Raw genomic sequence first — 13284 nt, 5'->3', positions numbered from 1 at the left:
TCGCTATCCCTCTCTTCTCCAGGTTGGGGCGGTATGCGTGAGAACATCAACCAGCTCTCCTGCTTTTTGCCCGCTTCCCCCGGCTGGTATGATCATAAAGCATTCACTGTCCTTCAACGTCCCCAGATTCCCTGCCTTTTCATTAAAATCAGGGATCGCGTGCAAAACCCCGTCTTTTTCAAGGAGCTTTCCTCGCAGGTAACGCGGGTATGGACAAGGCTTCGTATAATCGACACCAAGTCTCGCCTTAATCACCTGCTGCATTACATGGGCTTCTCCCGAGATGCGACGAATCGCTGTTCGCGCAAATAACTCAAATCCGAGAAAACAGGCACCCGGATTACCTGATAGGGCAATAAAAGGCTTGCCTTCCATGATCATCGCTGTTGTCGGACTTCCCGGACGTATCGCGATCCGGTTGAACAGAAGCTCCACCTCGGGCTCATCCACTAATGCCGCGATCACATCAAAATCCCCAACGGACACACCGCCGCTTGAAATGACCAGATCCACGCCCTGCAAGCATTCATTGATTTTCGTCTTTGCCACCGACAAATCATCCGGCAGTCTTGAAAACGAAACAGGGATGCCCCCTGCCTCGGCAATCAAGGCAGTCAGCATCACCGTATTACTGTTGCGAATTTTGCCTGGAGCAAGCGGCTGATCAATCTCCAGCAGCTCGCTTCCAGTCGAAATCAGACCGACACGCGGCTTGCAGAACACCTCAACCTGCGAATAGCCAAACGTAGCCAAACTGGCGAGAGTACCTGCGTTAATCCGCTCGCCCGCCTTGGCAATGATCGTTCCTGCGGCCATCTCTTCACCGCGACGCGATACATTTTCCCCAGGCTTCATCTCCCGCTTGAGCCGTACAGCATCCGCCTCTTCGGCTGGGTTGTACGTTTGCTCAAACATGATGACCGCATCCGCACCCGCAGGCATCATCGCACCTGTCATGATCCGCGTAGCGTAGCCCTTTTTCAATTCTCTAGTAGGTACTTGCCCGGCCGCAACCGTCTCTAGCACTGTTAGCGTAATCGGGTGGTCAACGGAGGCCCCAACCGTATCCGCAGCTCTCACGGCAAACCCATCCAGCGGCGATCGGTCAAAGTGCGGCAAATCGTATGTTGCACATAGATCAGAGACCAGTATCCGCCCGTATGCCTCCCCGATCTGCACTTGTTCCGTTCTCCCTGTCAGCAATTTTGCCAACAGCTTGCTCATCGCTTCTTCAACCGAGAGTGTTTGTCGCGAAAAACGCATGGCTTGTTCCTCCTAATCTTGACCACCCATTGCTACAGCTCGTCAGCCGACGTTTACTTCCAAATCTTCTACTTCTCTCTCCACGTATTTCAAATCTTTGTTGGCGTGGAAAGTGTCCGCTTTTTCAACCTTCACGGCTGTATTGTATTCGGGAATACCTGCGTATGTCTCGTATACACCCTTCGGAATGAGTACGTTTCCTTCCGGCCAGTGTACTTGAATGTTTCCGCGTCTGGTGTCCTCGAATTTGGCCCGTCCTTGGAACGTTCCATATTTATTGTAAACGACGATATTTTCGCCTTCTGCAATGCGCAGTTCTTTTGCATCCTCTGCATTGATCAGGATATCATAACGGTCCGCATTGTTGAACGGGTCTTTCTTGCTATAGACCATCGAGTTGAACTGCTTGCCCCGACGAGTCGTTACATAGAAGTGGCCCTCTGGCTTGTTCAAATCCGGAATCTCAATCGGGATCAGATTCGCACGTCCGTCTGGTGTTGGGCATACGCCATCTTCACACAACCATGCGCCACCCCATTGGAAGACATCTCCACGGTTTTTCAAATGCTGGATGCCGTCGTAGTTCGGATTCGCTAGGGCGATCTCTGCGCGAATTTCAGCCGCATTGGAGAAGTGCATCAGATGCTTTTTCTCTGGATTTACCCGTGCCGCCAAGTCTACGTAAATCTCCCATTCCGAACGGGCTTCTTCAATACGTGGCCCTTCGACTTCTGCACTGAAGTAGACCATACGCTCTGTACTAGTCGAAGTTCCGCCACCCGGCTGCTCGTAACGAGTCATTGCCGGCAGAACGATCACTTCTTCCTTGGCGTCCACCAACGTAGATGTATTGAAAATGATGTCCTGATGTACACGTAGCTCTACGCTTTCCAAGCATTTTTCCATGAAGTCCGGATCTGGCATCGTCTCCAGGAAGTTACCACCGCTCGTGTAGAACAGTCTGGTCTTGCGCTCGTGTCCATCTGGCAACACTGCATTTTCCAAAGTAATACCCACGATATCCCCTTGCCATTTCGGGATCGGGAAGTTCCAGATCTTTTCAATGCGGTCCCACGATTTTTCTTCGAAGTCTCCGCCAGGCAAGCTAAATGGATCGGCACCCATTTCACCGGAGCCTTGTACGCCGGAGTGACCGCGAATAGGCATGAGACCTGTGTGCTTACGACCGAAGAATCCACGCAGGGTAGCCAGATTGGCTACTTGAGAAATATTGTCCGTACCGAATTTGTGCTGGGTCAGTCCCATACTCCATACGAATACGCCATTTTTGGAGTTGGCGAGCAGTTGCGCGAATTCTTTGATACGCTCACGGCTGAGACCGGAGGATTCAATGATTTTGTCCCACGATTCATTCATCACATGCTTGCGCAGCTCTTCGATTCCGTTTGCGTGCTCCTTGATGAATTCATGATTGATCGCAGAACCTGGTTTGGCTTCCTCCATCTCGAACCAAATCTTCATCACGCCGTTCATGAATGCAATGTCGCCGCCAATGTTCACTTGGTAGAAATCGTCTGCAATCTTCGTTCCGAACAAAGCACTATCCGGTACAGATGGAATCCAGTACTTCTCCATCGCTGGCTCTCTGTACGGGTTGATCAGGATGATTTTCGTTCCTGCTTTTTTCGCAGCATACATGTATTTCGTCGATACAGGCTGGTTGTTACCTGGTACAGAGCCCCAGAATACGAGCACATCGGTACCGATCCAATCCTGATAGTTACAGCTCGATGCACCAATTCCAACCGAACGCTTTAGTGCTGTCTTACTCGGCGAGTGACAAATACGTGATGCGTTGTCGATGTTGTTGGTTCCGAGGAAACGAGCCATTTTAGCTGCCGTGTAGTATACCTCGTTGGTAATCCCACGAGCCGTCAAGAAAAAGGCCAGCTGTTTCGGGCTGATGTTTTTAATTTTTGTGGCGATGCGGTTTAACGCTTCATCCCAGCTAATGCGGGTGAACTTGTTTTCGCCTGGCTTTCTTGAAAGTGGATACGGAATTCTTCCCAGCTTGCGCAATTCTTCGCTAGATAGCTTGCGCAACGCATTCACGTCTTCAAACCATTTGGCATCCATGGCAGACATAGTATTTAGACGCAGTACATTCAGTCGCGTGGTGCACAAATGAGGACCAGTCAACGTCTGATCGTAGAGACCGGATACGCCGAGAGCACAACCATCACATACCCCTTGTGTCAAAATACGATACGCATAGCCCAAATTATCGCGATTGTCATAGGCCACCTTCATCGTATCGCGAATGTGATGCGGCTTGATTTTTCCGAGTCCCATCGGCATCAGTGAAGCCCATAAGGAAGGCTTCCACGAAGTATCCAGCTTAATTGGTCCTCCATGCTTGGTCTTGCCCATTTCTTTTGTCTCCCCTCTAATAAACTCCATTGAAACGAAAAAACCACCATGAAACCGTCCCTTGTCCTATAGGAAAAGAGCGTGTTCACGGTGGTTGTCTACGGCAGGTTCGCTACCTAGTCTCAACTTCGTGTTTGCTTTCGCGAATTCCGTTACGTCTAAGCCGGTGAACAGGAACGCTGCTTCGTTTAGACTTACGGTTCGTTTTTCATTCTTTTTTCGATGTCTTGATCAAAAACAAAGATCGACATTCCAAAATCCCGTTCAATGTCAATATCGACGAAAAGATCAACGAGTTTTGCTCCAAGAAACGCTTCCATGTCAACTGGCTGGTGTTTCCGATAGATCTCTTTGACCATTTCGGTTCGGGCAGCTCGTAATGTCTGCTTTCCGTCTTCCGAAGTGGCGATGAACTTTTCCACCGGAGAAAGGTTGCCTTCCATCTCGCAGATCGCCCAGTTCTTGCAGAACGTGGTGCTGATCTTGCTAGGTCCCTTTCCCATATGGCGCTTTCGGAAAGCCCTGACCAAATTACTGAATTCTGCTTCGAACTTATTCATCGAGGAAAATCACCTTTACTTCAAATCATTCTCTACTTAAACTTTACCATTGATTAACTAGCCAATTCAACAGACTTTTCTCTTTGTTTGGCTTCTTCCTTCAGTTTTTTGATATCCAGACGGACTATTAGCGAGATCACCAGAGCGACAACGAACATTCCTGCGAAAACACTCATAGTTCCTGTATAGCTTTCTGTCGTCTTGCGAACCCATGCTGCAAAGATCGGTCCTGCCAAGCCGGCAGCAGCCCATGCCGTCAGAATATAGCCGTGAATCGCACCCAATTGCTTCGTTCCAAACAAGTCACCAATGTATGCCGGAATGGATGCAAAGCCACCACCGTAACAGGTCATAATGATAAACATCGCAACCATGAACAGGATTGGATTGGTCAAATTCGGTAATAGGAAGAACAATACCATTTGGATGGCAAAGAAAGCTGTGTACGTATTTGGTCGTCCAATGAAATCAGACAGAGACGCCCATCCGATGCGTCCACCACCGTTGAACAAACCGTTTAGCCCTACCATCAGAGCTGCTGTTCCGACAGACATGCCCACCATTTCTTGCGCCATCGGCGATGCTACCGAAATAACCGCGATTCCACATGTCACATTGATGAACAACATCAGCCACAGCCAGTAAAAACGGCGTGTCTTGATCGCTTCATTGGCAGTCAATTGACACAAATCTTTTTTGATTTGCTTGCTGCCAGCTCTTCCCTCAGCGGAAAATCCAGCCGGTACCCAACCTTTTGGAGGTGGAGCCAAATATTGAGCCGAAGCCAACATTACAACGAAATAAATAATGCCCAAAATATAAAAGGTGTTCGCGATACCTACATTTGCAATCAAAGCGTTCATAATCGGACTGGCAATCATGGAAGCAAAGCCGAAGCCCATAATCGCAAGACCTGTTGCTAAACCACGGCGATCCGGAAACCATTTGACCAACGTCGATACTGGCGTAATATAGCCTACCCCAAGTCCGATACCACCCAGCACGCCATAACATAAGTACAACAGAGGCAAACTGCTCAATTGAATCGCCAAGCCAGCCCCGACAGTTCCTACTCCAAAAAAGATAGATGCGAGAATGCCAGCTTTGCGCGGGCCGTGCTTTTCTACATAATGACCGAGAAAGGCAGCAGACAGCCCCAAGAACAAGATCGCAATACTAAACGTAAATTGAACGTCTGGCAAGTCCCAGCCGAACTGCTCGGTAATTGGCTTGGTGAATACACTCCATGCGTATACCGATCCAATCGAGATGTGGATGCCTACCGCAGCCAACGCGATGAGCCAGCGGTTTTTCACTTTTTGTTCCAAATCATTCATCTCCTTCGCAATGGTCTTTCGCATGCTGTGGATCCATCAGCAGCCTTCTCGAAAAAAAGAAAAACTGCTGATTTCACCGACTCACCCAGGTCTCCACAAATGGAAACGAGGGCTACGATGAAACACAGCAGTTAATCATCAGCAGGAACGCTACATCAGCATCAACAAGCATTGTGTTCACTATGTAATTCGCTGCAAGGCTACAAAATAATCGGTGGCAGGGTCGCTGCTCCGTGTCAATCTGTCCTTACGCTATGCATACATGGAAAGACGAAAATTTTATGACACTTTTCATCTCACATAGTATACTACCATGTAAGCGTTCACTCGACAATATTTTCCTCACAAAATAGCCATAAAAACTTCATATTTTCGACAAAAAGGAGGCCCGTATGTCCGAACTAACCATCACCACCCGATTGCCTGTGTTGAAAATTTCGGCTGACCAACATGGCTGGGAAGACGACGAAATCGTTACCGAGTACCCCCTCACCATTTTCCTCAATGATGAGGAATTCGCTACAATCGTATGTACTCCGGCCGACCTGGAAGAAATGGTCATCGGTTTTCTCGCAGCCGAGGGCGTTATCAAGAGCTACTCGGAAATCAAACAGCTTACGATTAATGAGGCCCAAGGGTTTGCTTACGTTGATTTGCATAAAGAAACAATTTTGTCACAGAGCTTTTACTCCAAACGCAGAATTACTTCCTGCTGCGGAAAAAGCAGACAATCCTTTTACTTTTTTAGTGATGCGCGCACAGCAAAGCCCGTTGAAAGCACAACAACTGTCACCCCTGCTCAGTGCATGCGCCTGATGAAAGAATTGCAAGCGTCGTCTGAGATCCACCGCCAAACAGGTGGCGTCCACAATGCAGCTCTCTGTACACCGGATGAAGTTTTGCTTCAGTTCTCCGACATCGGACGTCACAATGCTCTCGACAAAATCTATGGGAAATGCTTGCGAGATGACATTTCGACCACGGACAAAATTCTTGTCTTCAGTGGACGCATCTCGTCTGAGGTGCTGCTCAAGGCTGCCAAGATTGGTGCTGGCATCATATTATCCAAGTCCGCTCCAACTGATCTCGCCCTACAATTGGCAGATGAGCTGAAGCTCACCGCTGTCGGATTTATCCGCAATGACAAAATGAACGTGTATACACAAGCCCAGAGAATCCTCCTACCTTAAAGGAGGATTCAATCAAAAGCGGGACAAGCTGTTGGTAATCTCAAAGCCCGAGTTATCTCTCGGGCTTTTGTTCTTTGTACGTGGGAGTTTATTATTTGCAGCAGCAATGTTTCTTTTTGTGATGCTTGCAATGGCTGTCGTCATCATCTTCGTCTTCGTCGTCGTCGTCCTCTTCTTCATCATCTATTTCATACTTCTTGCAACAGTGATGGTCATGTTTTTCAAAGCATTTGCAATCATGGCATTTGCAGCAACAGCAGTGATCGTGGCAATGTTCATGCTTTTTGCAGCAGCAATGCGGCTCATCGCGTTTTTTGTAGTAGCAGTGAAGCTCGTAGTAATCGTCATGTTTCTTGCAACTACAGTGGTGGTCGTGATGCTTGTCGTGATGCTTGTCGTGATGCTTGTCGTGATGCTTGTCGTGATGCTTGTCGTGTTTCTTGCAGCAGCAGTGGTGGTCGTGATGCTTGTCGTGTTTTTTGCAGCAACAGTGGTGGTCGTGGTGTTTGCCTTGTTTTTTGCACTTTCTTATCATTGCGCTTCCCTCCTTTCGTTAGCCATCACTACTATTTATACGGTTTGTCCAGAGAAACGCTTGTATGATAGCCCTCTATGAAAAGCCTCTTTTTTCCAAACAAAAAACAGGACATACCTCAAGCATGTCCTGTCTTTCTGCGTTCTTCTTCAATTTTGGCCTGTTCGTACTCTTCAGGCGTGTTGACATTAAAAACAGCCCAAGGGTCCAACCATTCATCAGGCAAGGGCACCACGCGCAGTTCATCTAAAGTCCGCATCAGTTTTCGCTGTCCATGCAACAGCGCCTGCTCCCAATTGGTCTGTGTTCTCCGATGGTACACTGCACATAATGGGTGGATTCGTTCCTCTGATTGGGCGACAATCACATCCCAATCGTTTCTCTCCCTCGCAAATTCAATAAGTTTGGCGATTTGCCCACGATCCATAAAAGGTAGGTCACAGGACAATACCAGCAAAGCATCCTCGGAACTTACGCGAAAGGCAGTAACCAGTCCACTGACAGGGCCACAGGATGGTACCAGATCAGGTGTAATTGTGACGGGCTGTTCATCAATTTGTTCCTTTTGTGTCACTTGAGTGTCCGAAAAATCGTTCGCTACAATGAAACAAGACAAACCAACCGCCTGTACTTCCTTTACCAGCTCTGTTAAAAAGGTTCCGTCCCTCCACGGTAATTTTTGCTTGGGCGAGCCCATTCTGCTGCTTTTTCCGCCCGCTAAGATAACCGCACCGATACGCAGCTGCTGCATAAATTTCCTCCTGGGTGTTGACAATAATCCTTATTAGTTTATAATAAGTTTAAACAAATAATAATTATAAATAAGGAGAGATTCTCGATGGAAAACACACTCTACAGCGTTCTAAATAAACAAGTGGCGAACTGGACAGTCCTCTATACGAAACTACACAATTTTCACTGGAATGTAAAAGGACCTCACTTCTTTACGCTCCACGCAAAATTTGAGGAATTGTACAACGAAGCAGCAGCGAATCTTGATTCCCTCGCTGAACGTGTCCTCTCCATCGGTGGAAAACCTGTAGCGACTTTGGCTGCATGTCTGAACACAGCGAGCATCACCGAAGCAGAAGGAAGCGAAACAGCTGAGCAAATGGTAGAAACGATCGCAAGAGACTTCTCCATTCTCGTAGACGAGCTGAAGCTGGCTATGGAAACGGCAGACCAAGCTGACGATGAAGCGACAGCCGATATGCTGCTGGGAATCCGCAGTGGCCTGGAAAAACACATTTGGATGCTCAAGTCCTTCTTGCAATAAGCAAGTAAATCAATAGACACCAAAAGGCGATTGTGCATAGACACATCGCCTTTTTTGGGTTTTGCCTCCCGTGAAACTGCTTATCCACCCTGGTTGCCTAAAGTGAAAATATCAGTTTCCGCCCGTCCTTTTCTACTTTTACTTGGGGTAGATACTTTAATGACTTCTGTACACCAATGTAGGGACTCGCAAACTCTACCTGGTGCCGTGCTTTCAACACGGAACAGAGATCAGCCAATGACATCGGAGACATCGCTTCCTGTAACAGGTTTTCGATGTGCTTTGCAACTTCCAAATAATCGTGACGGATGTGCGCCTTTCTCACCTTCATTCGCTTCATCAGATCATCGGAAAATTCCTCTGTCGACATAGCTGTATCTTCTGAGCTTTCATCGTCTCCGATCCCGGCTTCGTTATCCAACTCACGAATGCGGCTCAAAAGCTGCTTGATGTCAGCTCCCAACTGCTTGTCCTGATCGACATACTGTCGACGCAGTGCCATACGCTGTTCTAGCATGGCCTGCAATGTCATTTGTAACGCTTTCCGTTCGTTAAACATTGCGTTATGTATTCCCCTTTTCGCAAAAAGTAGAATGATGGAATTATACCCAATGATAATATAATTCTCACTAGTTGAAAATGGGAATTTGAAGCACCCAATCATAGCCACAGGTTACAAAATAAAAAGATAGCTTTTTTACAAAGCCATAATCTGCTTTCGTAAAAAGCTATCTGTATTTTTTCAAGAATATTTACAGATTGTTCAATGAGAGAGTGTAATCGGATTTTCCAATAGACCAGAGTCTTATATAGTATGTTTCACCAGCAACTACATCGAATTCTGCTTCACCAGAAGTCTCTGCAAGGCTGGTAGTTTTGTCTGAAGCCAATACAACGTATGGAACTACTGATTGGTTCTTATTGGTAAGGTTCGTTTTCATTTTTCCGGTTTGATTTGCTACAAAAACAAACGTATCCCAATCACCGTTCTCCCCTTGACCTAAGATAGAGGAGTTAATCTCCAAAGTATTCGCCATTTCAAAGGTATCGTTAGGTTCTGTTTCCGTATTCGCAGCAAATGCGGATGAGGATAGTGCAAATACTAGTGTCAATGCGAGTAAGATTTTTTTCACAATGATTGCCTCCTATATTTTGGGATAATTGGAATATACCATTTTATTCAAAAATTGTCAAAACATAATGTTTTTTGCCTTTATTTGTTGTTTTATGTAATTTCTCGCAAAAATTTTGTCGAATTATAGCATAAGCACTCAGAATCCTACAAAAAAAGACCTATCCAAAAATGGACAGGTCTTTTTCCCCTACTTCTTTCTATTACATCATCAAGCTACTTTCTCTTCACTCAATCGATCTGTAATCACAGCAATCGCTCCATCACCTGTTACGTTACAAGCGGTACCAAAGCTATCTTGCGCAATGTACAAAGCAATCATCAACGAAGTCAACGTGGTAGTAAATCCGAGCATAGACTCCATCAATCCCAGTGCCGCCATGACTGCTCCGCCCGGCACACCTGGTGCGGCAATCATCGTTACACCAAGCATCAAAATGAATGGAAACATCACGTCGAATGATGTCGTCATTCCGTTTAGCATCATGACTGCCATGGAACAGCTGACAAGCGTAATCGTGCTTCCAGAAAGATGGATCGTCGCACAGAGTGGAACAACGAAATCCGCGATCTTGTCACTCACACCGTTTTTCTTGGTCTGGTTCAGTGTCACAGGAATGGTGGCCGCAGAGGATTGTGTTCCAATCGCTGTGAAGTAAGCGGGAAGCATATTTTTCATCAGCGTGAATGGGTTTTTGCGCCCCATCTGGCCCGCTACCAAGTACTGCACGAACAGATAAAATAGATGCAAGGCAATAATCATAACGAAAACTTTAACGAACACGGACAAAATCATGGTGACTTGTCCACCATAGGTCAGGTTGGAAAATACAGACAGGATATGTAATGGAAGCAACGGGATAATGACGGAAGCAATGAGCTTCTCTACGATATCTCTCAAGTCTACCATCACATTTTGCAGGGCTTTCCCTTTGATGACAGTCGCCCCTAGACCAAGGGTGAAGGCGAGCAGTAATGCTGTCATCACACCTACAATCGGCGGCATGTCCACCGTAAAGAACGGCTTCACCAGTGCGTTCTCTGGGTTGGCATACTGATTCGCCAGTCCACCTACCTCAAGAATGTGTGGAAAAATACTCGTACTGACCAAATAAGCAAGCGCTCCTGCAAGGATCGTAGATAAGTAAGCCACCCCTGTGGTTACCCCAAGCAAGCGCCCTGCCCCTTTGCCCAGCTCACCGATGCCTGGCGCGATAAATCCAATGATAATCAACGGAATCGCAAATCCGAGGAAATTTCCAAATAGGCCACTAAATGTAGCCAATCCTTTCACAACCCAAATTGGCGAAATGGAGCCAATCCCGATCCCAAGGACAATGGCGATCAGGATTTTGGGTAGTAAACCTAGCTGTTTCATGAATTGAACCCCCGTTACGTGTTGGTAAAAAACGTCCACGTGGAATGGACTGTGTCTCCTTTACATGGACTAATGAATAACAAGGTAACACATCCGGGATGAGATTGTCATGAATCATAAAAAAGTAATAATATTTAAATTAAAGAAAAACCCCCAATGAGCGTTGCTTACTCACTTGGGGGAACGATATTATTTGGCGCAAACCACTTGGCGAAATTCTTCTTCGATATGTGCCAGCACGCGCATGGCATCCGCGAGTTCTTTCTCATTCTTTTCTACGGTCAGTGTGTGACAACGTCCGAATTGCTTCGCTTGCTTCTCTTTGATCGCCGCCAGCTCTGGCTCATACTTCGAGAAAAATACAGCGAAATCCATCGCTCGCCTCGCCCCTAGCTGGAATGCAAAATAGGATAAGTGGCCCATTTCCGCTGGTGAAAGTCCATCTTCCTCTTCCATCCGCTTCACTACACGCAAGATTGCTTCCTTTCCGTATAGGATCGAAGGGTTTGGTTCCGCCGCTGCACTTTCCTGATAGATTCCTTTGTATAAACGAAGCGCATTTGCAACCAGCTCCTCCTCTGTCGGATTGCCTACACGCTTTGGTGCTGTCCAATAATGGTAGGAAAAGAGGCCATCAAAGATTTTCTCAGCCTTCCACGCCAGGACAAACTGAGACAACGGCAGGCTGACAAAAGGAAAACCTGCGGGATCATGCACGTAGATCGATTGATCATCCATCTCGTACGCAAGAACAAAATGATCAGCGCCACCCAAGTACTGAGCATTTGGGTTATAAGTCAGGTAGCCCATATCAAGCGGTCCGAGCAACACGGGCCCCTTTTCCAAATCGCGCCGTAATTCCGCCAACGGTGGCTCACCCTCCGCATCTCCTGACTTTTCCGTCCAACGAAAACCAAGCAGTTCTAGCGCATGACTGACACCACGATCAGGAATCACTTGTCCGAAATAAATGACTTTCTGCTCCTCATACCAGATGGCTCCGACTCCTACGCCGGAGAGTACCTCGAGTACGGCAGGCGATACCTTCTCCCCAATTGTCTCCAAAAGCATTGATGATGAATTTGCGTAGCAGTAGTGGCCACTTCCGATGTACGGTAACATGCGTTTCTCCCTCTTTCTCGTCAATGTATGGCTTACCTATCATTGACTTCGGGTCGCATGTTTTTCTGACAACGCTTTGCAAAAACATTTCTCGTTCACGCGAAATATTTGCTGAAAAATTGTATCTTCTCACTCACGAAAGCATCATCTGATTCGCTGTTACCCATGATTTGAGGATCATGCATGCAAAGCCCCATTAGCCACAATTGGCGAATACCTGTCATGAGAGACATCGCAGCCTGATCGTTTTCAGATAGGGGACGAACCTCGGTATATCCTTTTAGGAAAGCACGCCATAGCAATTCCACCAGTTCGTCATCTTCTTCGATCAATATTCGGCTCAGCTTGAAAGCAGCCAGATCATACGCCCGCCAACCATATCCGCACAGATCGAAATCAAAGTGGGTATAGGTGTTGTCCTCGCAAAAATTCGTATTAAAATTCCCTTGAAGGTCTCCATGGCAAATCCCCCAGTCAAGTCCCGCACGGATATGCTCGTTCAGCTTGGATTCCAGCTCAATCGCCAGCTTTTGGAGAATTTGAAAATCTTCCTTCCGATGCTGCAGACGTGGCTCGATGATGGCTAACGGGCGATGAATCAACGTCTTGACGTCCCACACCTCGCGAGCTTGTTGGGTGGAAAAACCTTCTGCTTTGACATGCAACTCAGCAACGGCTCTGCCAAACCGTGCGCTCAGTTCCTCGCTATCGATCTCCTGCTCCTTGCCACAGGCATAAGTGAACAGCGCACCAAAGCGATTGCCCTCTGCTGCTTGCAGTCTCAAGACATGATTTCCTGAGCCGGCCGCAATTGGCACAGAAACAGATACTCCTTGTCTGTTCAAATGGAGCAACAGCTCCATCTCGAAAGCGACTGCTGCTTCCTCTGTTCGCCAATCGCTGCGATACAGCCTGAATATTCGTTTTTGATCGATCGTCTCCACGAGGTACGTATCGTTCATGCCTCGAAGCATGTAGTGAACAGATTGTATTTGTTCAGTTGGATATGCTTCCTGAAGTACTTTTTGTAATGCTTTTTCACAGATGGTTGAGTAGACGACGGGTAGATGCATAGTCATGCTGCTCCTTTTTGCTAAGTA

At 47.1% G+C, this 13284-nt stretch carries 13 protein-coding genes; 3 read left to right on the top strand and 10 right to left on the bottom strand.

The features are described 5' to 3' along the window. Nucleotides 1-3: 3 nt before the first annotated feature. The 4 genes from HPY27_RS15015 to HPY27_RS15000 all read right to left on the bottom strand — a co-directional run bounded on the left by HPY27_RS15015 (nucleotide 4) and on the right by HPY27_RS15000 (nucleotide 5542). Nucleotides 4-1263, bottom strand: a complete 1260-nt coding sequence (locus HPY27_RS15015) for a molybdopterin molybdotransferase MoeA (protein ID WP_173623219.1) — start codon at nucleotides 1261-1263, stop codon at nucleotides 4-6. 42 nt (nucleotides 1264-1305) lie between these two features. Then, on the bottom strand, nucleotides 1306-3654 hold the full coding sequence (locus HPY27_RS15010) for an FdhF/YdeP family oxidoreductase (protein WP_173623220.1): 2349 nt from the start codon (nucleotides 3652-3654) through the stop codon (nucleotides 1306-1308). Nucleotides 3655-3848: 194 nt separating this feature from the next. Next, complete coding sequence (locus HPY27_RS15005) at nucleotides 3849-4214, bottom strand: Na-translocating system protein MpsC family protein (protein ID WP_007722503.1); 366 nt, start codon at nucleotides 4212-4214, stop codon at nucleotides 3849-3851. Nucleotides 4215-4267: 53 nt separating this feature from the next. Next, on the bottom strand, nucleotides 4268-5542 hold the full coding sequence (locus HPY27_RS15000; protein WP_026043355.1) for an L-lactate MFS transporter: 1275 nt from the start codon (nucleotides 5540-5542) through the stop codon (nucleotides 4268-4270). A 401-nt stretch (nucleotides 5543-5943) separates the two neighbouring features. Here HPY27_RS15000 and fdhD point away from each other — a divergent pair, with 401 nt between their 5' ends. After that, a complete protein-coding gene (gene fdhD / locus HPY27_RS14995; RefSeq protein WP_017251989.1) occupies nucleotides 5944-6741 on the top strand; it encodes a formate dehydrogenase accessory sulfurtransferase FdhD in 798 nt (265 codons plus the stop codon). Between the two features lie 31 nt (nucleotides 6742-6772). Continuing rightward, entirely contained in the window at nucleotides 6773-7357 is a 585-nt protein-coding gene (locus HPY27_RS14990) for a hypothetical protein (protein WP_174225346.1), read from the top strand. A 37-nt stretch (nucleotides 7358-7394) separates the two neighbouring features. Here HPY27_RS14990 and HPY27_RS14985 read toward each other — a convergent pair whose 3' ends face one another. Next, nucleotides 7395-8027: a molybdenum cofactor guanylyltransferase gene (locus HPY27_RS14985; RefSeq protein ID WP_174225345.1), complete on the bottom strand. Its 633-nt coding sequence runs from the start codon at nucleotides 8025-8027 to the stop codon at nucleotides 7395-7397. 87 nt (nucleotides 8028-8114) lie between these two features. Between HPY27_RS14985 and HPY27_RS14980 the strand changes: the two genes are divergently transcribed. After that, nucleotides 8115-8552 carry a Dps family protein gene (locus HPY27_RS14980; protein ID WP_017251986.1) on the top strand — a complete coding sequence of 146 codons (438 nt, stop codon included), beginning with the start codon at nucleotides 8115-8117 and terminating at the stop codon, nucleotides 8550-8552. 97 nt (nucleotides 8553-8649) lie between these two features. On the opposite strand, the gene HPY27_RS14975 is transcribed toward HPY27_RS14980, so the two are convergent. The 5 genes from HPY27_RS14975 to HPY27_RS14955 all read right to left on the bottom strand — a co-directional run bounded on the left by HPY27_RS14975 (nucleotide 8650) and on the right by HPY27_RS14955 (nucleotide 13257). Beyond that, entirely contained in the window at nucleotides 8650-9111 is a 462-nt protein-coding gene (locus HPY27_RS14975) for a hypothetical protein (protein ID WP_017251985.1), read from the bottom strand. Between the two features lie 193 nt (nucleotides 9112-9304). Next, nucleotides 9305-9685: a hypothetical protein gene (locus HPY27_RS14970; protein ID WP_017251984.1), complete on the bottom strand. Its 381-nt coding sequence runs from the start codon at nucleotides 9683-9685 to the stop codon at nucleotides 9305-9307. Between the two features lie 210 nt (nucleotides 9686-9895). Further along, nucleotides 9896-11062: a dicarboxylate/amino acid:cation symporter gene (locus HPY27_RS14965; RefSeq protein WP_017251983.1), complete on the bottom strand. Its 1167-nt coding sequence runs from the start codon at nucleotides 11060-11062 to the stop codon at nucleotides 9896-9898. A 189-nt stretch (nucleotides 11063-11251) separates the two neighbouring features. Next, the gene (locus tag HPY27_RS14960; RefSeq protein WP_174225344.1) at nucleotides 11252-12184 is read right to left on the bottom strand and encodes a cysteine peptidase family C39 domain-containing protein; all 933 of its coding nucleotides are present in this window, start codon (nucleotides 12182-12184) and stop codon (nucleotides 11252-11254) included. Between the two features lie 95 nt (nucleotides 12185-12279). Continuing rightward, entirely contained in the window at nucleotides 12280-13257 is a 978-nt protein-coding gene (locus HPY27_RS14955; RefSeq protein ID WP_174225343.1) for a homoserine kinase, read from the bottom strand. Between the last annotated feature and the right edge of the window lie 27 nt (nucleotides 13258-13284).

The sequence above is a fragment of the Brevibacillus sp. HB1.1 genome (assembly GCF_013332445.1).
In the GTDB taxonomy this organism is placed as follows: Bacteria; Bacillota; Bacilli; order Brevibacillales; family Brevibacillaceae; genus Brevibacillus; species Brevibacillus porteri.
Note: the sequence above shows the minus strand (reverse complement) of the source record. Positions and strands in the feature narration are given on the sequence as shown.

Bases quoted from the DNA above. Each gene is read 5' to 3' on its own strand.
- HPY27_RS15015 (WP_173623219.1), bottom strand. From the start codon at position 1,263: ATGCGTTTTTCGCGACAAACACTCTCGGTTGAAGAAGCGATGAGCAAG.
- HPY27_RS15010 (WP_173623220.1), bottom strand. From the start codon at position 3,654: ATGGGCAAGACCAAGCATGGAGGACCAATTAAGCTGGATACTTCGTGG.
- HPY27_RS15005 (WP_007722503.1), bottom strand. From the start codon at position 4,214: ATGAATAAGTTCGAAGCAGAATTCAGTAATTTGGTCAGGGCTTTCCGA.
- fdhD (WP_017251989.1), top strand. From the start codon at position 5,944: ATGTCCGAACTAACCATCACCACCCGATTGCCTGTGTTGAAAATTTCG.
- HPY27_RS14985 (WP_174225345.1), bottom strand. From the start codon at position 8,027: ATGCAGCAGCTGCGTATCGGTGCGGTTATCTTAGCGGGCGGAAAAAGC.
- HPY27_RS14980 (WP_017251986.1), top strand. From the start codon at position 8,115: ATGGAAAACACACTCTACAGCGTTCTAAATAAACAAGTGGCGAACTGG.
- HPY27_RS14975 (WP_017251985.1), bottom strand. From the start codon at position 9,111: ATGTTTAACGAACGGAAAGCGTTACAAATGACATTGCAGGCCATGCTA.
- HPY27_RS14965 (WP_017251983.1), bottom strand. From the start codon at position 11,062: ATGAAACAGCTAGGTTTACTACCCAAAATCCTGATCGCCATTGTCCTT.
- HPY27_RS14960 (WP_174225344.1), bottom strand. From the start codon at position 12,184: ATGTTACCGTACATCGGAAGTGGCCACTACTGCTACGCAAATTCATCA.
- HPY27_RS14955 (WP_174225343.1), bottom strand. From the start codon at position 13,257: ATGCATCTACCCGTCGTCTACTCAACCATCTGTGAAAAAGCATTACAA.